At 68.9% G+C, this 24,183-nt stretch carries 25 protein-coding genes; 12 read left to right on the top strand and 13 right to left on the bottom strand.

Going from position 1 to position 24,183, the window contains the following annotated elements; genetic code table 11:
• Positions 1-6: 6 nt before the first annotated feature.
• From ACFV6H_RS12095 to ACFV6H_RS12105, 3 genes are read right to left on the bottom strand one after another with little or no spacing between them, the layout of a single operon-like run.
• Complete coding sequence (locus ACFV6H_RS12095; RefSeq protein WP_093604180.1) at positions 7-978, bottom strand: ABC transporter permease; 972 nt, start codon at positions 976-978, stop codon at positions 7-9.
• On the bottom strand, positions 966-1,877 hold the full coding sequence (locus ACFV6H_RS12100; protein ID WP_385540898.1) for an ABC transporter permease: 912 nt from the start codon (positions 1,875-1,877) through the stop codon (positions 966-968). Before ACFV6H_RS12100 ends, ACFV6H_RS12095 begins: the two co-directional genes overlap by 13 nt.
• Positions 1,877-3,031, bottom strand: a complete 1,155-nt coding sequence (locus ACFV6H_RS12105; protein WP_385540900.1) for an ABC transporter substrate-binding protein — start codon at positions 3,029-3,031, stop codon at positions 1,877-1,879. Before ACFV6H_RS12105 ends, ACFV6H_RS12100 begins: the two co-directional genes overlap by 1 nt.
• A gap of 322 nt (positions 3,032-3,353) precedes the next feature.
• Here ACFV6H_RS12105 and ACFV6H_RS12110 point away from each other — a divergent pair, with 322 nt between their 5' ends.
• A complete protein-coding gene (locus ACFV6H_RS12110) occupies positions 3,354-4,127 on the top strand; it encodes a GntR family transcriptional regulator (protein WP_385540902.1) in 774 nt (257 codons plus the stop codon).
• Between the two features lie 31 nt (positions 4,128-4,158).
• On the opposite strand, the gene dusB is transcribed toward ACFV6H_RS12110, so the two are convergent.
• Entirely contained in the window at positions 4,159-5,355 is a 1,197-nt protein-coding gene (gene dusB / locus ACFV6H_RS12115) for a tRNA dihydrouridine synthase DusB (RefSeq protein ID WP_385540904.1), read from the bottom strand.
• A gap of 48 nt (positions 5,356-5,403) precedes the next feature.
• On the opposite strand from dusB, the gene ACFV6H_RS12120 reads away from it, so the two are divergent.
• Positions 5,404-6,867 (top strand): MFS transporter, encoded by a 1,464-nt coding sequence (locus tag ACFV6H_RS12120; protein ID WP_385540906.1) that lies wholly within the window; start codon positions 5,404-5,406, stop codon positions 6,865-6,867.
• Here ACFV6H_RS12120 and ACFV6H_RS12125 read toward each other — a convergent pair.
• The gene (locus ACFV6H_RS12125) at positions 6,840-7,694 is read right to left on the bottom strand and encodes a helix-turn-helix transcriptional regulator (protein WP_384781390.1); all 855 of its coding nucleotides are present in this window, start codon (positions 7,692-7,694) and stop codon (positions 6,840-6,842) included. The two genes, ACFV6H_RS12120 and ACFV6H_RS12125, sit on opposite strands and share 28 nt — an antisense overlap.
• Before the next feature lie 162 nt (positions 7,695-7,856).
• Entirely contained in the window at positions 7,857-8,051 is a 195-nt protein-coding gene (locus ACFV6H_RS12130; RefSeq protein ID WP_093597400.1) for a DUF1918 domain-containing protein, read from the bottom strand.
• Between the two features lie 264 nt (positions 8,052-8,315).
• Between ACFV6H_RS12130 and ACFV6H_RS12135 the strand changes: the two genes are divergently transcribed.
• Positions 8,316-9,749, top strand: coding sequence for an MFS transporter (locus ACFV6H_RS12135; protein ID WP_385541053.1), 1,434 nt, complete (start codon positions 8,316-8,318; stop codon positions 9,747-9,749).
• A 119-nt stretch (positions 9,750-9,868) separates the two neighbouring features.
• Here the strand turns inward: ACFV6H_RS12135 and ACFV6H_RS12140 are convergent, their stop codons facing one another.
• The gene (locus tag ACFV6H_RS12140) at positions 9,869-10,120 is read right to left on the bottom strand and encodes a DUF6243 family protein (RefSeq protein WP_385540908.1); all 252 of its coding nucleotides are present in this window, start codon (positions 10,118-10,120) and stop codon (positions 9,869-9,871) included.
• Between the two features lie 266 nt (positions 10,121-10,386).
• Between ACFV6H_RS12140 and ACFV6H_RS12145 the strand changes: the two genes are divergently transcribed.
• Both ACFV6H_RS12145 and ACFV6H_RS12150 read left to right on the top strand, forming a co-directional pair.
• A complete protein-coding gene (locus tag ACFV6H_RS12145) occupies positions 10,387-11,409 on the top strand; it encodes an aldo/keto reductase (RefSeq protein WP_385540910.1) in 1,023 nt (340 codons plus the stop codon).
• A gap of 126 nt (positions 11,410-11,535) precedes the next feature.
• On the top strand, positions 11,536-12,210 hold the full coding sequence (locus ACFV6H_RS12150; RefSeq protein ID WP_385540912.1) for a TetR/AcrR family transcriptional regulator: 675 nt from the start codon (positions 11,536-11,538) through the stop codon (positions 12,208-12,210).
• A gap of 67 nt (positions 12,211-12,277) precedes the next feature.
• Here the strand turns inward: ACFV6H_RS12150 and ACFV6H_RS12155 are convergent, their stop codons facing one another.
• Positions 12,278-12,484: a hypothetical protein gene (locus ACFV6H_RS12155; RefSeq protein ID WP_093597411.1), complete on the bottom strand. Its 207-nt coding sequence runs from the start codon at positions 12,482-12,484 to the stop codon at positions 12,278-12,280.
• Positions 12,485-12,606: 122 nt separating this feature from the next.
• Positions 12,607-13,989 (bottom strand): glycine--tRNA ligase, encoded by a 1,383-nt coding sequence (locus ACFV6H_RS12160; protein WP_384980414.1) that lies wholly within the window; start codon positions 13,987-13,989, stop codon positions 12,607-12,609.
• A 143-nt stretch (positions 13,990-14,132) separates the two neighbouring features.
• Between ACFV6H_RS12160 and ACFV6H_RS12165 the strand changes: the two genes are divergently transcribed.
• The 4 genes from ACFV6H_RS12165 (at position 14,133) to ACFV6H_RS12180 (ending at position 17,580) form a co-directional block, all read left to right on the top strand.
• A complete protein-coding gene (locus ACFV6H_RS12165) occupies positions 14,133-15,110 on the top strand; it encodes a metal ABC transporter substrate-binding protein (RefSeq protein ID WP_385540915.1) in 978 nt (325 codons plus the stop codon).
• Between the two features lie 170 nt (positions 15,111-15,280).
• Entirely contained in the window at positions 15,281-16,114 is an 834-nt protein-coding gene (locus ACFV6H_RS12170) for a metal ABC transporter ATP-binding protein (RefSeq protein WP_385541055.1), read from the top strand.
• A gap of 2 nt (positions 16,115-16,116) precedes the next feature.
• Positions 16,117-17,046, top strand: a complete 930-nt coding sequence (locus ACFV6H_RS12175) for a metal ABC transporter permease (protein ID WP_385540917.1) — start codon at positions 16,117-16,119, stop codon at positions 17,044-17,046.
• An 84-nt stretch (positions 17,047-17,130) separates the two neighbouring features.
• Complete coding sequence (locus ACFV6H_RS12180) at positions 17,131-17,580, top strand: Fur family transcriptional regulator (protein ID WP_093597423.1); 450 nt, start codon at positions 17,131-17,133, stop codon at positions 17,578-17,580.
• A 109-nt stretch (positions 17,581-17,689) separates the two neighbouring features.
• On the opposite strand, the gene ACFV6H_RS12185 is transcribed toward ACFV6H_RS12180, so the two are convergent.
• The 4 genes from ACFV6H_RS12185 to leuA all read right to left on the bottom strand — a co-directional run bounded on the left by ACFV6H_RS12185 (position 17,690) and on the right by leuA (position 22,117).
• Positions 17,690-18,526 (bottom strand): isoprenyl transferase, encoded by an 837-nt coding sequence (locus ACFV6H_RS12185; protein ID WP_093597426.1) that lies wholly within the window; start codon positions 18,524-18,526, stop codon positions 17,690-17,692.
• Positions 18,527-18,570: 44 nt separating this feature from the next.
• Positions 18,571-19,320, bottom strand: a complete 750-nt coding sequence (recO, locus tag ACFV6H_RS12190) for a DNA repair protein RecO (protein ID WP_093597429.1) — start codon at positions 19,318-19,320, stop codon at positions 18,571-18,573.
• Positions 19,321-19,443: 123 nt separating this feature from the next.
• Complete coding sequence (locus ACFV6H_RS12195) at positions 19,444-20,151, bottom strand: TerB family tellurite resistance protein (protein WP_385540920.1); 708 nt, start codon at positions 20,149-20,151, stop codon at positions 19,444-19,446.
• Between the two features lie 196 nt (positions 20,152-20,347).
• Entirely contained in the window at positions 20,348-22,117 is a 1,770-nt protein-coding gene (gene leuA / locus ACFV6H_RS12200; protein WP_385540922.1) for a 2-isopropylmalate synthase, read from the bottom strand.
• Between the two features lie 316 nt (positions 22,118-22,433).
• On the opposite strand from leuA, the gene ACFV6H_RS12205 reads away from it, so the two are divergent.
• From ACFV6H_RS12205 to ACFV6H_RS12215, 3 genes are read left to right on the top strand one after another with little or no spacing between them, the layout of a single operon-like run.
• Positions 22,434-23,504, top strand: a complete 1,071-nt coding sequence (locus ACFV6H_RS12205; protein WP_385540924.1) for a M4 family metallopeptidase — start codon at positions 22,434-22,436, stop codon at positions 23,502-23,504.
• A gap of 50 nt (positions 23,505-23,554) precedes the next feature.
• On the top strand, positions 23,555-23,830 hold the full coding sequence (locus ACFV6H_RS12210) for a protealysin inhibitor emfourin (RefSeq protein ID WP_384980393.1): 276 nt from the start codon (positions 23,555-23,557) through the stop codon (positions 23,828-23,830).
• Positions 23,831-23,863: 33 nt separating this feature from the next.
• A complete protein-coding gene (locus tag ACFV6H_RS12215) occupies positions 23,864-24,121 on the top strand; it encodes a hypothetical protein (RefSeq protein WP_385540927.1) in 258 nt (85 codons plus the stop codon).
• The last annotated feature ends 62 nt before the right edge of the window (positions 24,122-24,183 follow it).

Consider the following 24,183-nt stretch of genomic DNA (forward strand, 5'->3'; position numbering starts at 1 on the left):
GAAGGTCTACTCCTTGCCGGAGACGGAAGAGGCGGCGGTGGATGCCGGAGCCATGGCCGTGGAAGAGGCCGTTGAGGGAGCCGGAGCGGCGGCCGAGGAGGCACGCGTTCCCGCCCGGGAGAGGACCAGCAGCAGCGCCCAGGTGATCAGCAGGCTGAGCAGGGACACGGCCACCGACATCCGGGCCTCCGCGCCCGAGACGGTGACGATCCACACCGCGAAGGGCCGGAAGCCGAGCAGCGAGGCGATGGTGAACTCGCCCAGGACCAGCGCCAGCGTGAGGAAGGAGGCACCGGCCAGCGAGGAGCGGAGGTTGGGCAGGATGACGCGCAGGATCACATACGGCCTGCTCGCGCCGCAGTTGCGCGCCGCCTCCACCAACGTCGGTACGTCGATGGCGCGCAGCCCGGCGTCCAGCGAGCGGTAGACGAACGGCAGGGCCAGCACCGTATAGGCGAGTACCAGCACTACCGGGAACGACTCGTTCTGCACCGCGAGGAACGTTTGATAGAGCGGTGTACGGGAGAGATGGTCCGGTCCCCAGCGCAGCACCGTGGTGACTCCGGTGACCAGCGCGATCGGCGGCACCACCAGCGGCAGCATGCAGACGATCTCGACGAGCGGCGCGAGCTTCGGCGCGCCGAGCCGTACGGCCACCAGTGCGGGCACGGTGAGCACCAGCGCGAGGACGATGGTGGCCGCGGCGAGCCCGAGCGAGAGCAGCAGGCTCTGGGTGAAGCCCTCGGCGGAGAGGATCCCGGTGTAGGCGTCGAAGGTGAGGCCCTGCCCGGGAATGCGCACCGTGAAGACGAACGAGGACAGGAGCGGTACGAGAAAGTAGAGCCCGGCCAGGAAGAGCACGGCGCCGCGCCAGACACGGGGACGGCGGCGGGCGCGCGCGGCCCCGCCGTCCCGTGCCTTCCGAGGAGCGGCGGGCGCGGGCGCTGCCGGGGTGGCGGTGGGAGTCAGTGCAGCCATCGGGTGCTCCGTCGCTGGAGGGGCAGATAGACCGCCATGACCAGGCCGGCGATCACGATCATGTCGAGGCTCAGCGCGAGCGCCACATTCTCCTGACCGACCAGTACGTTGCCGGAGAGCGCGTCCGCGATCTTCAGGGTGACCAGCGGGACCGAGCCGCCGACCAGCGCGGCGGCGGTGGCGTGCGCGGCGAAGGCGCTGCCGAAGAGCAACACGAATCCGCCGAGCAGCGAGGGCGCGAGGACCGGCAGTCCGACATGGCGCCAGAACTGCCAGGAGGTGGCTCCGGCGTTCTGCGCGGCCTCCCGCCACTGCGGGCGCAGACCGTCCAGCGCGGGCACGCTGACCAGCACCATCAGCGGCACCAGGAAGTAGAGATAGATGATGGTCAGTCCGGTGAAGGAGTACAGATTCCAGCCGAGGCTGTCGAGATGGCCGAGCTGGGTGACCACACCGGAGATACCGAGGGTGGCGACGAACGCGAACGCGAGCGGGATACCGCCGAAGTTGGCGAGCACTCCGGAGGCGGTGAGCACTCCGTTGCGCAGCGCGGTGCCGCGCGAGGTGACGACGGCCTGGGCGATCAGCATCCCGAGCACGGTGCCGATCACGGCGGTCAGCGCGGAGAGTTCGACACTGCCGATGATCGAGGTGAGATACGGGCCCTGGAGCGAGCGCTGTAGGTGCTCGCCGGTCAGGGCGGTGGCGCCGGTGGCCGGATCGTCCCGGGTGACGGCTCCGTACAGCAGGGCGCCGACCGGCAGTCCGAAGCAGAGTCCGGCGAAGACGAGCAGCGGGAGGGCGCCGAGCCAGACGCGCGGCGCCCGCCGCCGACGGCGACTGCCGTCGGCGGCGCCCGCCACGGGCGGGGTGGAGACGGTCGGGGTGGGGGCGGTCATCAGGAGACGGCCTTGTCCCAGTTCTCGGCGAGGGTGGCGTTGGCCTTGTCCAGCTCGGCGGACTCGGGGAAGGTCGGCGTGCCCTCGACCTGCGGGAGCTTGGCGACGAAGGTCTTGTCGGCCGTGCCGTCCGTGGTCATGGCGGGCAGCAGCACGGGACGCGCGTAGCCCTTCAGCCAGAGGTTCTGGCCCTCGGCGCTGTAGAGGAACTCCATCCACAGTCGGGCGGCGGCCGGGTGCGGCGCGTCCTTGTTGATGGCCTGCGAGTAGTACTGCGCGTAGACGCCGTCGCTCGGGATGGCGACCTTCCAGTCCACGCCCTTGCCCTTGAACTGGTCGGCGTAGCTGGCGTTGAGGTAGTCCCAGTCGATGGAGATGGGCGTCTCGCCCTTCTCGACCGTGGCCGGGGTGGACTCGACGGGAATGAAGTTGCCGTTCTTCTTCAGCTTGCCGAAGAAGTCGATACCGGGCTGGATGTCGCCGAAGGAGCCCTTGTTGGCGAGGGCAGCCGCGTAGACACCGCCGAAGGCCGAACCGGACTTGGTGGGATTGCCGTTGAGCGCCACCTTGCCCTTGTACTCGGGCTTGAGGAGATCGGCGAAGGTCTCCGGGCAGGTCTTGATACGGGAGGCGTCGCAGCCGATGGAGACATAGCCGCCGTAGTCGTTGAACCAGCGGCCGTCCTTCTCCTTCTGGGCGTCGGGGATCTTGTCCCAGGCCTCGACCTTGTACGGCGCGAAGAGGTTCTCGGCCGCGCCGCTGCGGGCGAAGGCGATACCGAGGTCGAGGACGTCGGGAGCGCGGTCCTGGCCCTTGCGGGACTTGACGGCGGCGATCTCGTCGGAGCTGGAACCGTCCGGGTTCTCGCTGTTGACCTTGATCTTGTACTTGGCCTCGAACGCCTTGATGACCTCGCCGTAGTTCGCCCAGTCCGGCGGAAGGGCGATCGCGTTCAGCTCGCCCTCCTTCTCGGCGGCGGCGACCAGGTCCTTCAGTCCGCCGAAGTCGGCGGCGGAGGCGGCGGCGGCGGAGTCGGCGGTCTTGGCGGATTCCTCGGGTGCCGCACCACAGGCGGTGAGCACGGTGAGCGCGGCGGTGCTGAGCGCCAGGGCGGCTGCCAGCCGGCCGTTGGCGCGGACGCGGATTCGGGTCACGCGGTGTCTCCCGGAGCGAAGAGAGGGTGTCACTTGTTCATACAAGCTGGCATCAGTTCGCCCGGTCCAGATGACTCGGGAGTGAACGAATGATGGCGGCGACAGCACGGCCCGAGGAAGACCAGCCCTTACAACTAGCTGGTCGGCACAGCTTTTCAGGGAGTATTTCAGGAAGAATTGACGCTCAACAGGGCATCTCGGGGTCCGGACACCTGGTAGGACGTGCGGTTAGAGTGAGAGACAGGTCCGCGGCAGGTAGGCGCACCTGTGCACAGTTCGTTATTCAACAGTTGTGTCATCCGTGTCATCGATGGGGGCAGGCGTGGGCAGTTCGCGGTATCTGGAGATCGCGGAGGCGCTGCGGCAGTCGATCCTGGGCGGCGAGTATCCGGTCGGCGCCCGGCTGCCCTCGGAGAGCGATCTCGCGGCCCGCTGGTCGGTCTCGCGCGGCACGGTACGGCAGGCGGTGGGGCTGCTCGCCTCGGACGGGCTGATCGGCTCCCGGCAGGGAGCGCGGCGTGTCGTACTGCGCCAGGAGCGCCGGCACAGCTTCCAGCAGCTCAACAGCTTCGCGCAGTGGGCGCAGGCGATGGGCTCCGAGGTCTCCAGCCGTATTCTCAGCCGTACGGCACGGCCCGCCACCGCCGAGGAGACCGCGCGCCTCGGAGTCGCGCCGGGCAGCGAGGTGCTGTACGTCGTACGGCTGCGCCGGCTCGACGGCGAGCCGGTGATGGTCGAGCGGACCGCGTACACGGACTGGGTCGCGCCGGTCGTGCGCGCGCTGCCCGAGGATGTCGTGTCGATCATGAACAGCATCGCGGAGAACGCGGACATCGTCGCCCACTACGGCGAGCATCTGATCGACGCCGTCGCGGCGGGCAGCGAGGACGCGCGGCTGCTGCGGGTCCGCCGGGGCAGCCCGCTGCTGCGCCAGCGCCATCTCACGTACACGGCCGCGGGCCGGCCGATCGAGTGGACGGACGACCGCTACCGCGCGGGCAGCGTGGCCTTCAGTGTGAGCAACTCCGCGGCGGCGGCGCCGCTGGAGCGCCAAGCGGGCCCGGACGTCACTCCGCAGCCGCCGCGCCCGGCGTAACCGTTCGAGCAGGCGTCCCGCGCGAGCGTACTCAGCCGCCCGAGGTGTCCAGCTCGGCCTCCGCGCCGACGCCCGCGCAGTCGTACGGGTCCTTCAGCCAGCCGTCCGGCAGGACGACCCGGTTGTTGCCGGACGTACGGCCACGCGGCCCGTCCGCGCCGTCGGGCCACGGCTGGTCGAGATCGAGACCCGACAGCAGCGCGTCCAGCTCGGCGAGGGACGAGGTGACCGCCAGTTCCCTGCGGAGCTGCGAGCCGACCGAGAAGCCCTTCAGATACCAGGCCACATGCTTACGGAAGTCGATCACGCCACGCGCCTCGTCCCCGAGCCACTCCCCCAGCAGCTCCGCATGGCGCCGCATGACCGCCGCGACCTCCCGCAGCGCCGGGCGTGCCAAGGTGACTTCACGGCCGCCGGCCTCGGGATCCGTACCCTCGAAGGCCGCGACCAGATCGCCGAAGAGCCAGGGCCGGCCCAGACAGCCGCGTCCTACGACGACTCCGTCGCAGCCGGTCTCGCGCATCATCCGCAGCGCGTCCCGCGCCGACCAGATGTCTCCGTTGCCGAGCACCGGGATCTCCGGGACATGCTCCTTGAGCCGCGCGATCGCGTCCCAGTCCGCCGTACCGCCGTAGTGCTGCGCGGCCGTCCTGCCGTGCAGCGCGATCGCCGTGACGCCCTCCTCGACCGCAATCCGCCCGGCGTCCAGATAGGTGAGGTGATCGTCGTCGATGCCCTTGCGCATCTTCATCGTCACGGGCAGCTCTCCGGCGTTGGACACCGCCTCATGCAGGATCGCGCGCAGCAGCGGGCGCTTGTACGGAAGGGCCGAACCTCCGCCCTTCCGTGTCACCTTGGGCACCGGGCAGCCGAAGTTGAGATCGACGTGATCGGCCAGATCCTCGTCCACGATCATCCGGACCGCTTTGCCGACGGTCACCGGATCCACTCCGTAGAGCTGGATCGAGCGCGGAGTCTCGGTCGCGTCGAAGCGGATGAGCTGCATGGTCTTCTCGTTGCGCTCGACCAGCGCCCGTGTGGTGATCATCTCGCTCACGAACAGCCCTTTGCCTCCGCTGAATTCACGGCACAGCGTCCGGAACGGCGCGTTCGTGATCCCGGCCATGGGCGCGAGCACCACCGGCGGACACACGGTGTGCGGCCCGATGGCGAGAGGAGAGGCGGCGAGCGCGGCGAGTGAAGCGGTCATCCGGCCATTGTCCCGCATGACGCGCCACGTATGACTGAGGTCATTAGTTAGCCGTACTATCGACGTATGCCCGAGCTGAGCCACCGGCGGCGCCTCCTTGTCCTCGCCATCTGCTGTATGAGTCTGCTGCTCGTCAGCCTGGACAACACCGTCCTCAATGTCGCCCTGCCCTCCATCCAGCGTGAGCTGCACGCCTCCGTCTCCGGGCTCCAGTGGACGATCGACGCGTACACGCTCGTTCTCGCCTCGCTCCTGATGCTCTCGGGCTCCACGGCCGACCGAATAGGCCGCCGCCGCGTCTTCAAGATCGGGCTCGTCCTCTTCACGCTCGGCTCGCTGCTCTGCTCCCTCGCGCCGAACCTCGAATCGCTGGTCGCCTTCCGTATGGTGCAGGCCGTCGGCGGCTCGATGCTCAATCCGGTCGCGATGTCGATCATCACCAACACCTTCACCGAACCACGCGAGCGCGCCCGCGCCATCGGTGCCTGGGGCGCCGTCGTCGGTGTCTCCATGGCGGCGGGACCGCTGGTCGGCGGGCTGCTGGTGGACTCGGTCGGCTGGCGGTCGATCTTCTGGATCAATCTCCCGATCGGCCTCGCCGCGCTCCTGCTGACCTGGCGCTATGTCCCGGAGTCCCGTGCTCCGAAGCCGCGCCGCCCCGATCCCGTGGGCCAGCTTCTGGTCATCGGCGTACTCGGCTCCCTGACCTACGCGATCATCGAGGCGCCCGTGGCCGGGCTGACCTCACCGCTGATCCTGTCGTTCGCCGCCGTCTCGGCCCTCTCCCTGATCGGGCTGATGCTGTACGAGCCGAGACGCGCGGAGCCGCTGATCGATCTGCGGTTCTTCCGCAGCGCGCCCTTCAGCGGAGCGACCGTGATCGCCGTCTGCGCCTTCGCCGCGCTGAGCGGCTTCCTCTTCCTCAACACGCTCTATCTCCAGAACGTACGAGGACTGTCCGCGCTGCACGCCGGGCTCTACATGCTCCCGATGGCGACCTTGACCTTCCTCTGCGCGCCGCTGTCTGGACGGCTCGTCGGCAGCCGTGGCCCTCGGCTCTCGCTGCTGGTCGCCGGGACCGCGATGACGGCGAGCGGCCTCCTGTTCGCCACGAGCGACGCGGAGGCGACGAACGGGCTGCTGTTCACCGGCTATGTCCTGTTCGGTCTGGGCTTCGGCATGGTGAACGCGCCGATCACCAATACCGCCGTCTCCGGGATGCCGCGCTCCCAGGCGGGCGTCGCCGCCGCGGTCGCCTCCACCAGCCGTCAGATCGGCGGGACGCTCGGTGTCGCGGTGATCGGCGCGGTGCTGGCGGGCGGAGTGGCCGGCGCCGCCTCCTCCGCGACGTACGCGGCGAGCTTTACGGACGCGAGCCGGCCGGCCTGGTGGATCATCACCGTCTGCGGTCTGTGCGTCCTGCTCGTCGGCGCGCTCACCAGCGGCGCATGGGCCCGCGGAACGGCGCGGCACACGGCGGAACGGCTGGAGCCGGCCAGTGCTCAGACCGCCGCGGGCATCAAGTCGTGAAGCCGTTCGAGCCGGGCCCTGGACTCGTCGTCCACCGGGACATAGCTGACCAGCCGGGGCCCTGAGGACGGTCCGAGCCAGAGGTTGGTGTGCTCCAGATTGAGCTGTCCCACCCGGGCGTTGACGAACCTCTTGGTCTTGTCGCCGACGGCGACCACTTCGTGCCGCTCCCAGATCTCCCGGAACTCCGAGGAGGCGGACCGCAGCCGTCCGAGCAGCGTCTTCCACGCGGGCTCCGCGAGATGCTCGGCCATGGCGGCACGGAACTTGGCCGCCATCACCCGGATCGTCTCGTCGCGATTGCCGAGCGCGGAGCGCCATTCTTCATTGGTGAAGGCCAGCCACATGCAATTGCGGTCCTCGGGCGCCAGTGCGTCCAGATCGCACATCAGATGCCCATAGGTGCGGTTGTACGCGAGGATGTCGTACCGCCCGTTCTGCACGCACGCCGGATAGGGCTCAAGGCGCTCCAGCATCCGCCGGAGCGCGGGCGTGACGGTCGGGCAGGGCGTCCCGGGAGCGGGATCGACGGCGCCCGCGAGCGCGAAGAGATGCGCGCGCTCGCTGCGGTCGAGCAGCAGCGCGCGGGCGAGCGCTTCGAGCACCTGCACGGAGACCTGGATGGGACGGGCCTGCTCCAGCCAGGTGTACCAGGTGACACCGACAGCGGAGAGCTGGGCGACCTCCTCCCGCCGCAGTCCGGGCGTACGGCGCCGGCTCCCGCGGGCGAGGCCCACCTGCTCGGGCATGATGCGCTCGCGGCGGCTGCGCAGAAAGGCGGCCAGCTCATGGCGGCGGATGTCCGTTTCCTGTACAGCCGTGGTCATCCTCCCAGCGTGCCGTATGTCCCAGACCATTGCCAGGTGGTGTGAGTACCAGGATGAGCGTGACGAATACCAGGCTGAGCACATGACGAGCGGTGCGCGCGGAAGGCACGCACCGCATGTGCTCCTTGCCTCAATGGCGTTGCTTCACTCGCGTACGTCGCTTCACTTGCGCTTTCCGCGCGACTCCACCGCCGAGTCGGGGCCCGGCGAGACGATCGACTCATGGCCGTCCTCACCGCGCACCTTGAAGGGCGGTGTCCCGTTCGGTCCCAGTACCTCCACGATCTCCACGACGCGGTCGTGCTTGCCGACCACCCTGCCGTGCATCACCAGGCGGTCACCCTTGCTTGCTTTCATGCCGCACTCCCAAGCCGCTCATCGACGCCCATCCATGTCACTGGCTGTGATCATCAGTGTACGGAATGTCCGGTTCCGTGTCGCCCTGAGCATCTCGGCGGACCTCGGCGGACCTCTCGGCCTGTGCCGGGTAGTTCATCTACCAGGATAAAGACACTCTGGTACCAGGGTGAGTGCCGCGCGATTGTGGTAACCGTGAGTACAGCTTCCGCGAAAAACACCCCGAACGCGGCAACGGCCCCGGTTGCGGTCCCGTCCACCGGCGTGGCCGCTCCGGACGGGGCCTCCGGCGGATCTCCCGTCGTCCATGACCATGGTTCGGTGCTGGGCACGCTGGGTCTCTTCACCGTGCTGCTCGGTGCGTCACTTCCACTGATCGACTTCTTCATCGTCAATGTCGCCCTGCCGACCATCGACCACGATCTGGCCGCCGGTCCCGCCCTTCTCGAACTGGTGGTGGCCGGATACGGGCTCTCGTACGCCGTACTGCTCGTGCTCGGCGGCCGGCTCGGCGACATGTTCGGCCGGCGCAGGCTCTTCCTCGCCGGTATGGCCGCCTTCGGCCTCACCTCGCTCATCTGCGGTATCGCGCCCAACGCCTGGACGCTGGTCGGCGCCCGGGTCGCCCAGGGCGCCGCCGCCGCGCTGATGCTGCCGCAGGTACTGGCCACGATCCATGCCGCGACCAGCGGACAGCGCCGCGCCAAGGCGGTCAGTCTGTACGGCGCCACCGCCGGCCTCGCGATGGTGACGGGCCAGATTCTCGGCGGCGTACTGGTCTCCGCGAATATCGCCGGCAGCGGCTGGCGCGCGATCTTCCTGGTGAATGTGCCGGTCGCGCTGCTCGGTCTGGTCCTGGCGTTCCGTTCCGTGCCGGAGACCCGCTCGCAGCGGCCCGCGCCCATCGACACACCGGGAACGATTCTGCTGGCCGTCTCGCTGGTGACGCTGCTGGCGCCGCTCACGGAGGGCCGGGCGGCCGGCTGGCCGGTCTGGACATGGATCTCGCTCGCCGCGTTCCCGGTCGCCGCGTACGCCTTCGTCCGCGTGGAACGCCGGGCCGACCGGCAGGGCAGGACGCCGCTCGTACCGCCGAGTCTGCTCGCACTGGTCACGCTCCGCCGCGGACTGACACTGCTGCTGCCGTTCTCGATCGGCTTCGGCGGCTTCATGTTCGTGATCGCGATCGCGCTTCAGCAGGGCCTCGGCATGGGAGCGGTCACGGCGGGCATCGCGCTGGTGCCGATGGCGGTGGCGTTCTTCGCCGCCTCACTGGCCGGACCTCGGCTGGTACGGCGCTACGGCAGCCTGGTGGTGACGGCGGGCGCGGTGTCCCAGACGGTCGGTGTCGCCCTGCTGGTGCTCGCCCTCTGGAGCCGCTGGCCCTCGGTCGGCGTAACGGAACTGCTGCCCGGCGTCGCGCTGGCCGGTCTCGGCCAGGGCCTCCAACTGCCGGTCATCATCCGGATCGTGCTCTCCGACATCCCGTCGGAGCGGGCCGGAGTGGGCAGCGGAGTCATGGTCACCGGCCAGCAGTCCGCGCTGGCGCTCGGCGTGGCGACGCTGGGCTCGCTCTTTCTCTCGCTGACCGCCGCGATGGGGATGCGGGACGCTCTGGTGATCACTCTGCTGGCACAGCTCGGACTGGTCGTCCTGACGGGACTGCTCAGTCTGCGGCTGCCACGCTCGGTGGGCTGACGCCGGCTCAGGGCACATGCCGTACAGGCCGATCGGTGCACCGCGCACGCCCAGCACGCCGACGGGCCCGGACCGAGGTGGTCCAGGCCCGTCACCCATCTCTGCGTCAGTGCTGTGCGTCAGTCCTGCGCGGCGGATCCCTGCGCGGTCGATCCCTCGGCCGTCTCCGGGGCCGGCGCGGTGTCCTCTGCGCCCTCGCCTTCGCCCTGTCCGGCGGCGCGCTCGCGCATCTTGCGCAGCAGCTCCGCCTTCTGGTCGGCGGCGGCCTTGCGGTCGGCGTTACGCGCGGGGCCATTGCCCTGCTGGTCGGCGCGGGACAGCTTCTTGCGCTGTCCGCCCACGCCGAGAAGGTTGTTGCGGCTCTTTGCCACGGGGTTCTCCCGAAGTGATGAGAAGTGATCTGCGGATTCGTCGGTGGAGGGCGGGCCGTGACCGCCGCGCTCTCACTCGTAGATCTGGAAGAACATGCCAGTGACGCTACCACCGGCCGGGACCGGGACGTAACGCAATTTTGGCGAGCATCAGCCATAGCGGATGACAGAAATTGAAATCTGTCATCCGTCATGCCATGGTTGTCGATGTCACTCCGATCCACCCCGATCCCCGATCCACCACGATCCGCATGGAGGAACCCGCCATGGCCGCCAGTCACGCCCTTCCCACCCGCCGCCTCGGCACCACCGGCCCGCTGACCGCCGCCATCGGTCTCGGCTGCATGGGCATGTCCGGGATGTACGGCGAAGGCGACCGCGCCGAGTCGATCGCCACCATCCACGCCGCCCTGGATGCGGGCATCACACTGCTCGACACAGGCGACTTCTACGGAATGGGCCACAACGAGCTGTTGATCAACGAGGCGCTGAGCACCGCTCCGGCCGCCGCGCGTGAACGGGCCCTGATCAGCGTCAAGTTCGGCGCCCTGCGCGACCCGGACGGCGGCTGGAGCGGCTATGACGGCCGTCCGGCGGCCGTGAAGAACTTCGCCGCGTACTCCCTGCGGCGCCTCGGCACCGACCACATCGACATCTACCGGATCGCCAGGATCGATCCCGCCGTCCCGATCGAGGAGACCGTCGGCGCCATCTCCGAGCTGGTGCAGGCGGGCCATGTCCGCCATATCGGTCTCTCCGAGGCCGGCAGCGGGACCATCCGCCGCGCGGCCTCCACGGCCCCGATCTGCGATCTCCAGATCGAGTATTCACTGATCTCGCGCGGTATCGAGGCCGAGATCCTGCCCACCGTCCGTGAGCTGGGCATCGGTGTGACGGCGTACGGCGTGCTCTCGCGCGGGCTGATCAGCGGCCACTTCACCCGCGACCGGGCGCTGGGCCCGACCGACTTCCGTGCGGTGAGCCCGCGCTTTCAGGGCGACAATCTCGAACACAACCTCGGGCTGGTGGAATCCCTGCGGAAGATCGCCGAGCAGAAGGGCGTCACCGTCGCCCAGATCGCCATCGCCTGGGTGCTCTCCCGTGGTGAGGACATCGTGCCGCTCGTCGGCGCGCGCCGCCGGGACCGGCTGACCGAGGCCCTGGGCGCCGTCGGACTCACGCTGGGCGCGGAGGATCTCGCCGCCATCGAGCGCGCGGTGCCGGCCGACGCCGCCGCGGGCGACCGCTATCCGACCGCCCAGATGGCACATCTCGACAGCGAGCGATGACCGCCCACGGTCGGTGCCGGCCGTGACGGCTCACCCGTCGGGTTGTCGGACCTGACAGGTAATGTCATCTGTCGCGTCCCGCCGTATGAGCCTCCCGCCGTACGGGCCACGAAAGGTCGGACACCCATGGCCACCGAGAGCCTGACCGCCGAGCGGATCCTCGAAGCCACCGAGGAGGTGCTGCGTCGTTACGGTCCGGCGAAGGCCACGGTCCTCGATGTGGCCCGGGTGCTCGGTGTCAGCCATGGCAGTGTCTACCGGCACTTCCGTACGAAGGCGGCGCTGCGCGAGGCCGTCACCGCGCGCTGGCTGAGCCGTACGGAAGTGGCGCTGGCGCGGATCACGGAGGGAGCGCGGAAGCCTGGCGCTGAGCCGGGAGCCGGGCCGAGGACGGAGCCGGAAGCCAAGGCCGAGGCGCAGGACGGTCCGGACGCGGAGCGGGTGTCCGAGCCCGGGCCGGAGAAGCTGCGGGACTGGCTGCTGACGCTCTTCGACACCAAGCGCCACAAGGCGGGCGACGATCCCGAGCTGTTCGCGACCTTCTCGGTGCTCATCGACGAGAGCAGTGGTGTGGTCGACGCGCATCTCACCGAGCTGACGCGTCAGCTCACCCGGATCGTCGAAGAGGGCGTGCGGGCGGGCGAGTTCGTCGCGGCGGACCCGGCCACGACGGCGGGCGCGGTCTTCGCCGCCACGGCCCGCTTCCACGATCCCGCGTACGCTCCGGAGTGGCGGAAGCCCACGATCGACGACGAGTTCAGCGCCGTCTGCGATCTGGTATTGCGCGGCCTGCGGCCCTGAGCGGGGCGGCGCGCGACGAGCGTATCCACGCCGCCGCAGGCCGCCTTGGAGCCGCGGCTCCCGCTCGTCAGCCGCCGGCCGGGTCCACCGTCGCCTGGTGGGCCTCGGTGAGATGTTCCTGTGCCTTCAGCCACGGCAGGAACTGCGCGTTCTTGTGCCAGCCGCAGGTGTCACAGATCAACGACCGCTGTACACCCGCCTTCTGGACGCGTACGACATGTTCACGTCCGTGCTGATCCCATCTGCTGACCTTGCTGGTGGTCGTGGACGGCATCCGTGCCTCCTGTTGACGCGTGGGCCCAGTGTGCAACGAAGCCCCCGGTTCCGTGGTGGAACCGGGGGCTTCGAGCCACGACCGTGACCGTCGGGCGGTCACCGGCCGCGATCAGCGGTCGGTCAGCAGCCCATCAGCCGGCCGCCGAGATAGCTCTGGATCTGGTCCAGCGAGACACGCTCCTGCTTCATCGTGTCGCGCTCGCGCACGGTCACCGCGTTGTCGTCGAGGGTGTCGAAGTCGACGGTCACACAGAACGGCGTGCCGATCTCGTCCTGACGGCGGTAGCGACGGCCGATGGCGCCCGCGTCGTCGAACTCGATGTTCCAGTTGCGCCGCAGGTCCTCGGCGAGGCCCTTGGCCTTCGGCGAGAGCTGCGCGTTGCGGGAGAGCGGCAGCACGGCCACCTTGACCGGCGCGAGGCGCGGGTCGAGCCGCATCACGGTGCGCTTCTCCAGCACGCCCTTGGCGTTGGGCGCCTCGTCCTCGTTGTACGCGTCGAGGAGGAAGGCGAGCATCGCGCGGCCGACACCGGCGGCCGGCTCGATCACATACGGAGTCCAACGCTCGCCGGCCTCCTGGTCGAAGTACACCAGGTCGTGACCGGACGCCTTGGAGTGCGCGTTGAGGTCGTAGTCGGTGCGGTTGGCGACGCCCTCCAGCTCGCCCCACTCGCTGCCGCCGAACGAGAAGCGGTACTCGATGTCGGCGGTGCGCTTGGAGTAGTGGGAGAGCTTCTCCTTCGGGTGCTCGAACCAGCGCATGTTCTCCTCACGGAGACCCAGGTCGCGGTACCAGTTCCAGCGCTGCTCCATCCAGTACTCCTGCCACTGCTCGTCCTCGCCCGGCTTGACGAAGAACTCCATCTCCATCTGCTCGAACTCACGCGTGCGGAAGATGAAGTTGCCCGGAGTGATCTCGTTCCGGAACGACTTGCCCATCTGCGCGATACCGAACGGCGGCTTCTTGCGCGAAGTCTGCTGGACCTGGGCGAAGTTGGTGAAAATGCCCTGCGCGGTCTCGGGCCGGAGGTAGGCGATCGAGCCGGTGTCCTGCGTGGGGCCGAGGTGGGTGGTGAGCAGACCGGAGAACTGCTTGGGCTCGGTGAAGGTGCCCTTGTTGCCACAGTTGGGACAGTTGAGGTCGGCGAGGCCATTCGCGGGGGCCTTGCCGTGCTTCTCCTCGTACGCCTCTTCAAGATGGTCCGCGCGGAACCGCTTGTGGCAGGAGGTGCACTCGGTGAGCGGATCGGTGAAGGTCGCGACGTGACCGGACGCCTCCCAGACCTCCGTGGCCAGGATCACCGATGAGTCGATACCGACAACGTCCTCGCGCGAGGTGACCATGTAGCGCCACCACTGGCGCTTGATGTTCTCCTTCAGCTCGACTCCGAGCGGCCCGTAGTCCCAGGCGGCTTTCTGCCCACCGTAGATCTCACTGGACGGGTAGACGAAGCCACGGCGCTTGCTCAGGTTGACGATGGTGTCGATCTTGTCGGCGGCCACGGTGCTCTCTTCATTACGACGACGACGAACGCGAATGCTTCAGATTAGCGGCGGGCGCACCCCTTCGATCAAATCGGTGCGCGGGAAGAGACATACCCGCCGCTTGTTGACAATCGTTTCCAGTTTTGTTGAAAATGACTGTCATGAACGCACGACGCCTGATACCCACCGCCACCCTCGCCGGAGCTGTCACGCTCGGTCTGGTGGCGCTGTCCGCCTGCTCCTCCTCCGACGCCGCCGACCAGAAGAGCGGTGACAAGCTCGCGGTCACGGCGTCGTTCTACCCGATGGAATTCCTGGCCCAGCAGATCGGCGGTGATCATGTCTCGGTCACCACCCTCACCAAGCCGGGCGTCGAGCCGCACGATCTTGAGCTGAAGCCCCGGCAGACCGCCGAGCTCGGCGAATCGGACGTCATTCTCTATCTCAAGGGTATCCAGCCCGCCGTGGACAAGGCCATCGACCAGTCCGGAGTGGAACAGATCGTCGACGCGGCCTCCCTGACCGCGCTGGAGAAGCACGGCACCGAGGTCGGCCACGTCCACGGCGGCGACGAGCACAGCGCCGACGAGCACGCGGCCGAGGAGGGTACTCCGGACGGCAACGATCCGCACATCTGGCTCGACCCGGTGAAGTACGCCGAGGTCGCCAAGGGCGTCGGCGCCGCCCTGGAGAAGGCCGACCCGGACAACGCGGACGCGTACCGGAAGAACACGGACGCGCTGGTCGGCAAGCTCGGCGCGCTGGACACCGCGTTCAAGCAGGGCCTCACGGACACCTCCACCAAGACCTTCATCACCACCCACGCCGCCTTCGGCTATCTCGCCGAGCGCTACGGCCTGGAGCAGGAGGCGATCGCCGGTATCGACCCGGAGGCAGAGCCCAGCCCGGCCAGGATCAAGGAACTGGAGACCATCGCGAAGCAGGACAAGGTCAGCACCGTATTCTTCGAGACGCTCGCCAGCGACAGGACCGCCAAGACCATCGCGGCGGACTCGGGACTGAAGACGGACGTCCTGGACCCGCTGGAAGGAATTACGGACCGGTCCAAGGGCGATGACTACATCGAGGTCATGCAGGCCAACCTCGCCGCGCTGCAAAAGGCACTCGGCGCGAAATGAACCGGCCGACGGCAGCAACGGAGGCGCGGCACATGGCGACCACGGAGAGCGGCGAACAGGCACGAGAGGCACGAGCGCCGGAGACCGCGCGAGCACCTGAGGCCGCGACGGCGCCCACCGGCACGGGCACCCGTCCCGCCGGGACCGGTAGCCCCGAGGACCGCCTCTCGATGCCCGGCCCCCGGCGTGCTCCGGAGACAGCCGGGGCCACAGCCACCGCGGACGGAGGACCCGCTGCTCAGCGGCTCGCGCCGGTCCTCTCCGTCCGCGGTGCCACCGCCACGCTCGGCTCCCGCACCGTGCTGCGCGGTATCGACCTCACCGTGCACCGCGGTGAGGTCGTCGCCCTGCTCGGCGCCAACGGTTCCGGCAAGTCCACCGCCGTACGTTCCGTGATCGGCCAGGTCCCGCTCACCGGCGGCGAGATATCGCTCTTCTCGACACCGCTGCGCCGCTTCCGCGACTGGGCGCGCGTCGGTTACGTACCGCAGCGCACCACCGCGGCGAGCGGAGTGCCCGCGACCGTCCACGAGGTCGTCTCCTCCGGCCGGCTCTCCCGTACGAAGTTCCGCCGGCCCTCCAAGGCCGACCGCGCGGCCGTCCAGGAGGCCATCGAGCTGGTCGGACTCGCCGACCGCGCCAAGGACTCCGTGGACGCGCTCTCCGGCGGCCAGCACCAGCGTGTACTGATAGCCAGGGCGCTCGCCGCCGGGCCCGAGCTGCTGATCATGGACGAGCCGATGGCGGGCGTCGATCTGGCCAGCCAGGACATCCTCGCGGCGACGCTGCGCGAACAGGTGGCCGCCGGTACGACCGTACTGCTCGTCCTCCATGAACTGGGCCCGCTGGAGCCGCTGATCGACCGCGCGGTGGTGCTGCGCGACGGCTGTGTGACCCACGACGGGCCGCCGCCACAGGCCCTCGGCCAGCACGCCCTGCCCGGCCACGATCATGTCCATCCCCACGCGGCCGGCGAGCCGCTCCGTACAGGACTGCTGACCTGACCATGGAATTCCTCCAGACCGCGTTCATGCAGCGCGCGCTGATCGCGGCCGTGCTGGTCGGTATCACCGCGCCCGCCGTCGGTATCTATCTTGTGCAGCGCCGCCAGGCGCTGATGGGCGACGGCATCGGCCATGTCGCCATGACCGGCGTCGGTCTGGGCTTTCTGCTCTCCCTCAGCCCGGTGTGGATCGCGACGCTGGTCTCGGTGGCCGGTGCCATCACGATGGAGCTGATCAGGGCGTACGGCCGCACCCGCGGCGATATCGCGCTGGCGATGCTCTTCTACGGCGGGATGGCCGGCGGTGTCCTGCTGATCAATCTCGCGCCGAACGGCTCGAACGCCAATCTCAGTTCGTATCTCTTCGGTTCGCTGTCGACGGTCTCACCGTCGGACGTGACCGCGATCTCGCTGCTCGCCGCCTTTGTGGTGCTGGTGACGGTAGGGCTGCGGCGCCAGCTCTTCGCGGTCAGCCAGGACGAGGAGTTCGCCCGGGTCACCGGACTGCCGGTGCGTGCGCTGAATCTGCTGATCGCGGTCACGGCCGCGGTGACGGTCACCGTCGCCATGCGGGTGGTCGGACTGCTGCTGGTCAGCGCGCTGATGGTGGTGCCGGTGGCGGCGGCCCAGCAGATCACCCGGTCGTTCGCGGTCACCTTCGTGCTCTCGGTGGTGATCGGCACGGCGGTGACGCTCGCCGGTACGGTCACCTCGTACTACCAGGACGTACCGCCGGGCGCGACGATCGTGCTGCTGGCGATCGGCGTCTTCGTGGTGCTGACGGTCCTCGCCACGCCGTTGGCGAGACGGCGGGCCGGAGCGCTGCGGAACGCCGAGGCGGCAGGGCAGGCCGTGACCGCGGGCATACCCGGCGTAACGCCCGCTCAGGACGGTTCGGCCGGCCGAACGCCCACGGACGATCTCACAGTCTGACCGCGAGCCGGTCACGAACTGGCAGAATGGCCCGAGGGAAGCGGGCAGTGCCCGGTGGATTCGGGCAGAGGCAAGGAGGCACCTGTGACGACTGCGCCCAGCGGTGGATCGAGTGCGGCCCCCGTGCGCGGCCGATCGACCCGCCAGCGTGCCGCGGTGGCGGCGGCGCTCGACGAGGTCGACGAGTTCCGCAGCGCGCAGGAGCTCCACGACATGCTCAAGCACCGTGGTGACTCGGTCGGACTGACCACGGTGTACCGCACGCTCCAGTCCCTCGCCGACGCCGGCGAGGTCGATGTGCTGCGGACGAACGACGGCGAGTCCGTCTACCGCCGCTGCTCGACCGGCGACCACCACCACCATCTCGTCTGCCGGGTCTGCGGAAAGGCCGTCGAGGTCGAGGGACCCGCGGTGGAGCAGTGGGCCGAGACGATCGCGGCGCAGCACGGCTATGTGAGCGTGGCGCACACGGTGGAGATCTTCGGCACCTGCGCCGAATGCGCGGAGTGCGCGGGCCAGGCGGCGCGGAACTAGCGGAACTACCACCGCGTGTCCGGTCGAGAGCCGGGTGTCGGTGCCGGGCGGGCGGGAAGCCGGCCCGGCAACCGAGGAGACGGCACCCGGGGAAAGAGCGCCGGACGGCTCAGCCCTGCGGAAACTCCTCCATCTCCGGCTGGTCCGGATTGGGCATCGCGCCGCCGAAGCGCCGGTCCCTGGAGGCGAATTCAAGACAGGCCCGCCACAGATCCCTGCGGTCGAAGTCCGGCCACAGCACGTCCTGGAAGACCATCTCCGCGTAACTGCTCTGCCAGATCAGATAGTTGGATGTGCGCTGCTCACCGCTGGGCCGCAGGAAGAGATCCACGTCCGGCATGTCCGGGTAGTAGAGATACTTCGCGAACGTCTTCTCATTCACCTTGGCCGGATCGAGCTTGCCCGACGCCACATCCGCCGCGAGCGCCTGCGCCGCGTCCGCGATCTCCGCGCGCCCGCCGTAATTGACGCAGAAGTAGAGCGTCATGGCGTCGTTGTCCTTGGTCTGCTCCTGCGCGACCTGGAGCTCCTGGACGACCGACTTCCACATCTTGGGCATCCGGCCGACCCAGCGGATCCGGATGCCCAGCTCGTCCATCTCGTCCCGGCGGCGCCGGATGACATCGCGGTTGAAGTTCATGAGGAAGCGCACCTCGTCGGGCGTGCGCTTCCAGTTCTCGGTGGAGAAGGCGTACAGGGAGAGGTTCTTGACGCCCATCTCCAGACAGCCCTTGAGCACATCGAGGACGACGCCCTCGCCGACCTTGTGGCCCTCGGTGCGCGGCAGCCCGCGCTCCTTGGCCCAGCGGCCGTTCCCGTCCATCACACACGCCACATGCTGCGGCACCAGCTCGGCGGGGATCTTCGGTGGCCGCGCGCCCGAAGGGTGCGGCTCGGGCGTCTTGTACTCGCGGCGGGAACGTCCCAGGAATCCGCGTCGTGCCATGCGCTCTCGTCTCCCAAATCTTCGCTACGTATCAGTGCTACGTATCAGTTCTTCTCTACGTATCTGAGCGAGCGCAGACCGCGCTCCAGGTGCCAGTGCAGATAGGCGGACACCAGCCCGCTGCCCTCCCTGACATGTCGCGCCTCGCACGCGTCAGCCGTCTCCCAGTCGCCGGTCAGCAGCGCGCTCAGCAGTCCGACGGCCTCAGCAGAGGGTACGACGCTGCCGGGCACCCGGCAGTCGCCGCAGATGACGCCGCCCGCCGCCACGGAGAAGAAACGATTGGGCCCGTGCAGTCCGCACTTGGCGCAGTCGTCGAAGCTCGGCGCGTATCCGTTGACCGCGAGGGAGCGCAACAGAAAGGCGTCCAGGATGAGATGAGGTGCGTGCTCACCACGGGCGAGCGTACGCAGCCCGCCGACCAGGAGCAGATACTGCTGGACGGCCGGCTCGCCCTCGTGGTCGGTGAAGCGCTCGGCGGTCTCCAGCATCGCCGTCCCCGCGGTGTAGCGGGCGTAGTCGGTGACGATGCCGCCACCGTACGGAGCGATGGTCTCGCTCTGGGTGCACAGCGGCAGACCGCGGCCGATGAGCTCACTGCCGCGCGCGAAGAACTGCACATCGACATGGGAGAACGGCTCCAGCCGCGCCCCGAACTTGGACTTCGTCCGCCGCACGCCCCGGGCGACGGCGCGGACACGGCCGTGGCCGCGGGTCAGAAGCGTGATGATGCGGTCGGCCTCACCGAGCTTCTGGGTGCGCAGCACGACGCCGTCGTCCCGGAACAGACTCATGGCGTCATTCTCCCGCATACGCACGGGCCGCCGAGCCGCCCGTGCACGGGCATGGACGGGCCCGCCCGCCATATGCCGCAGACGGCGGCTCAGCAGGCGCTTGAGGAGGCGCTCGGACCGCGCTCAGGAGGGCGTTCCCGATGCCGCCAGCAGCAGTCTCTCCGTGTCGTCCGAGCACAGCAGCAGCGCGCCGCCGACGATGCTGAGCACCTCGCGCTCCGCCGGGCTGTACGGTCCGTCCGCCACGGCGATCCTGGCGCCCTGGAGCACGATCGACTCCCGGCCCGCCGGGGCGAGATGCGGCGCCAGCGGCTCCAGCGCCTCGTGCAGTTCGATGGCGAGCGCCGCGCCGCACGGGCCCGGATCCAGATCCGGGTCCACGACGAACCGGCCGGTGTCGGCGGCGAGCGCCTCCACCAGATCGGTGAGCCGGTCCTCCGTGCAGTCCTCGAATCCGGCCGCGCGGACGGTGTGGACCGCGGTCTCCCTGACCGTACGGGAGGAGATCCCGCCGGCCGCGAGGACGGCGAGCGCGACGGTGTGCACGGCGTCACGGAGCATCGCGGAGAAGCGGATGGTGGTGGGATGGTCGAGGATGTCCGTGCCGAAGTGGGCGTGGCAGGCCGCGCATTCGATCACCGGGCCGGCGACTCCGCGCGCGAGCAGAGGAACGCCGAGGACGGTGAACCTGCGACGGCCGGTGCGACGGCGGTAGTTGCGGTCGCCTCCGCAGTCGGGACAGAAGAACTCGCCGTCACCAACGGTGTTCCAGGACGTACGAATGCCGCAGATGCGCACTTTTCGGCCGCTTGATCCCTGAGCTGGCAGCACGTCGCGCACCTCCGTAACGCTCCGGCAACATTGCCGCGTTGAGTGATGTTAGCCACATCGCCCGGGCCCCGTCAGTACCGCGGCGTGAGATCGCCACGACATGGCTGAACCCCGCCCACCGCGAACGGTGGACGGGGCTCGTAAACGCCCAGGTGAGCGCTTGGATCAGTGGCTCATGAGCACTCTGCCGGCGCCGTCAACGGGTCGCGCGGTTGACGGCGGAGATGACCGCCTTGAGTGACGCCCGGGTGGTGTTCGCGTCGATCCCGATGCCCCAGAGCACCTTTCCGTCGATCGCGCACTCGATGTACGAGGCGGCCTGCGCGCTCGCGCCCTCGCTCATCGTGTGTTCCTGGTAGTCCAGGAGCCTGGCGTCCACGCCGACGGCGGCCAGGGCCTCGAAGAACGCCGAGATGGGACCGTTGCCGGTGCCGGTGAGCACCGTCTCCGTACCGTCCACGACGGCCTGGACCGTCAGTGTGTCGCGGCCGTCCGTGCCGGTCGTACTCTGGCCCGAGCGGAGCTGGATCCGGCCCCAGGCGTTGTCCGGGTTGGGCAGGTACTCGTCCTGGAAGACGGACCAGATCTGGCCGGGTGTGACCTCGCCGCCCTCGGCGTCGGTCTTGGCCTGAATGATGCGGGAGAACTCGATCTGCATCCGGCGCGGCAGGTCCAGCTTGTGCTCGTTCTTCAGGACGTAGGCGATACCGCCCTTGCCGGACTGCGAGTTGACCCGGATGACCGCCTCGTAGGAGCGGCCCACGTCCTTCGGGTCGATCGGCAGATACGGCACGGCCCACTCGATCTCGTCAACCGAGGCGCCCCGCGCGGCGGCGTCGGCCTCACGCGCGTCGAAGCCCTTCTTGATGGCGTCCTGGTGGGAGCCGGAGAAGGCGGTGTAGACCAGATCGCCCACATACGGATGGCGCGGATGGATCTCCATCTGGTTGCAGTACTCGCTGGTCCGGCGGATCTCGTCAATTTGCGAGAAGTCGATCTGCGGGTCGACGCCCTGCGAGAAGAGGTTCATGCCCAGCGTCACCAGATCGACATTGCCGGTGCGCTCACCCTGGCCGAACAGACAGCCCTCGACCCGGTCCGCGCCGGCCATCAGCGCCAGCTCGGCGGCGGCGACAGCTGTGCCCCGGTCGTTGTGCGGATGCACCGAGAGACAGACAGACTCACGGCGCGACAGATGCCGCGACATCCACTCGAAACGGTCCGCGTGCGTCGACGGCGTCGAACGCTCCACAGTGGCAGGCAGATTGAGAATGATCTCCCGGCCGGCCTCGGGCTGCCAGACATCCATGACGCCCTCGCAGACCTCCAGGGCGAAATCCAGCTCGGTGTCGGTGAAGATCTCCGGGCTGTACTGGTAGCCGAAGGTGGTCTCAGGGCCCAGGATCTTCTCCGCGTACTCCATCACCAGCCGGGTGCCGTCCACGGCGATCTGCTTGACCTGCTCCTTCGTGCCGCGGAAGACGACGCGGCGGAAGGTGGGAGCGGTGGCGTTGTAGAGATGGACGGTCGCACGGTGGGCGCCGCGCAGCGACTCGACCGTACGCTCGATCAGCTCCTCGCGCGCCTGTGTCAGGACGGAGATCGTCACGTCCTCCGGGATCGCGCCCTCTTCGATGATCGACCGTACGAAGGCGAAGTCGGTCTCTCCCGAGGACGGGAAGCCGACCTCGATCTCCTTGTAACCCATCCGCACCAGCAGATCGAACATCTCGCGCTTGCGGGCCGGTGACATGGGATCGATCAGCGCCTGGTTGCCGTCGCGCAGATCGGTGGAGAGCCAGCGGGGGGCGACGGTGATCCGGTTGTCGGGCCAGGTGCGGTCGGGGATGTCCACGGCCTCGTACCGGCCGTACTTGTGGATGGGCATCCCGGACGGGCGCTGGGTGTGCGTCGCGTTGGTGACGGGCGTCGGGCTGCCGACGGAGGCGACGGAAGATTCGGACATTGCGCAGGGCTCCTCGTGTGTCCACTGGGACGGCCGACGGGGCGCGATCACCGCAACGCCAGACTCCGCGGGGAGGGGGTCGGCCTACGACTACAGGCCCTCGCCGCGGCAGCTAAGGAGAAGCAGCCCGAAACGCATGATGCGAGGGAGCCTAGCCGAGCCGCGCGGTTCGCGCCGGTCCGTATCAGAATGCGGAACCGGAACCGCCCTCTCCTCGATCCACGAAGGTATTCCCCGGGCGTCCGTAGATCACTCCATTTCAGCAACCTTGGTCGCAATGGGTGCAATCTCCGTGACGGAGTGCCACATTGCCTTCATGGACGCCATCACTCCCGTTTTCTGCACCATCGTGCCGCCGCATGTGCTGGACAAGCTCGCGTGGGCGGACGATCCGGCCATCCACGGGCCCGCCCGCCGCACCCTGGAGGCCGACTCCTCCCATCGCACCCGGCGCCGGCTGACGGCGGCCCGCGGCGCCGTGCCGTCGCGGGCCGACGGGCCGACCGCCGGGCCGACGGGAAAGCCGGACCGCGCCGTCCATGACTGCCGGCACGGCACGGTCCTGCCGGGCACGAAGGTCCGCGGCGAGGGCAGCGAGCCCGGCAGGGACGCCACCGTCAATCGCGCGTACAGCGGGCTCGGCGCCACCTTCGAGCTGCTGCTGACGGCGTACGGCCGTGATTCCCTGGACGGCGCGGGACTGCCGCTGACCGCCAGCGTCCACTACGACCGGGAGTACGCGAACGCCTTCTGGGACGGCGAGCAGATGGTCTTCGGCGACGGTGACGGCGAGATCTTCCTCGACTTCACGATCCCGGTCGATGTGATCGGCCATGAGCTGGCCCACGGAGTCACGCAGTACACGGCCAATCTCGACTACTACGGGCAGTCGGGCGCGCTGAACGAGTCCATGTCGGACGTCCTCGGCTCGCTGGTCAAGCAGTTCACCCTGGACCAGACCGCCGATCAGGCCGACTGGCTGATCGGTCAGGGCCTGCTCGCGCCGCGCGTCACCGGTGTCGCGCTGCGCTCCATGAAAGCGCCGGGCACGGCGTACGACGACGATGTGCTCGGCAAGGACCCGCAGCCGGCCGTCATGGACGACTACGTACGGACGAACCAGGACAACGGCGGAGTGCACATCAACTCCGGCATCCCCAACCACGCGTTCTATCTGCTCGCCGAGCGGCTGGGCGGAAAGGCGTGGGAGCGGGCGGGCCGGATCTGGTTCGACGTGCTGACCGGCGGCGAGCTGGCGGCCGACGCGGACTTCGCGGACTTCGCCCGGCTGACCGTCGCGGCGGCGCGGTCCCGCTTCGGGGACGGCGCGGAGCACGAGGCGGTGGTCAAGGCCTGGTCCCAGGTCGGCGTACCCACAACGGAGTGAGCCGGGAGCGTCGGCTACCGCGCCCGCCCTCCAGGCACTAGACAGGAGCCATGCGTATCGAAGTACGTCGTACGGGCGGTTTCGCGGGCATCGAGCGCAGGGCCGAGGTCGACACCTCACACCTGCCCGACGCCGACGCCCCCACCTGGCAGCACCTCGCCGAACAGGCCATGACAGACGCCACCCAGGACCCCGGATCCCCGGTGGTCCCCGACGGCTTCAGCTACCGGATCACGGTGGACGACCAAGAATTCCACTGCGCCGACCCCCACCTCTCCGATTCCCAGCGCACCCTGATCTCCCGCGTCCTCAAGGAAGGCGCCTGAACGGGCCGGGCCGTATCACAGAATGGCGACCGCATGGCTACCAAGAAAATCTCCGTCACGCTCCCGGAGGAGCTGGTGGAAGCGGCACGGGGCTTCACCGACGACCTCTCCGGGTACGCGGCGGAGGCGTTGGCACGCAAGATCCGCAACGAACTGCTCGGGGAGGAAATGCGTCGCTACGAGGAGGAGCACGGAGCCTTCAGCGATGTGGAAAGGGCCGAGGCAGATGCCCGGCTGTACGGATGGCTCCAGCCGCACGAGCACATGCGGGTACGAACATGGCCCGGCTGAACTGGGTGCTCTCGCGGATCGAAGTCGAGCCGGTGACCGAGCGGCGCTCCGGCAGCCCGGTC

Origin of the sequence: Streptomyces sp. NPDC059743 (assembly GCF_042732975.1) — a bacterium.
Lineage (GTDB): Bacteria > Actinomycetota > Actinomycetes > Streptomycetales > Streptomycetaceae > Streptomyces.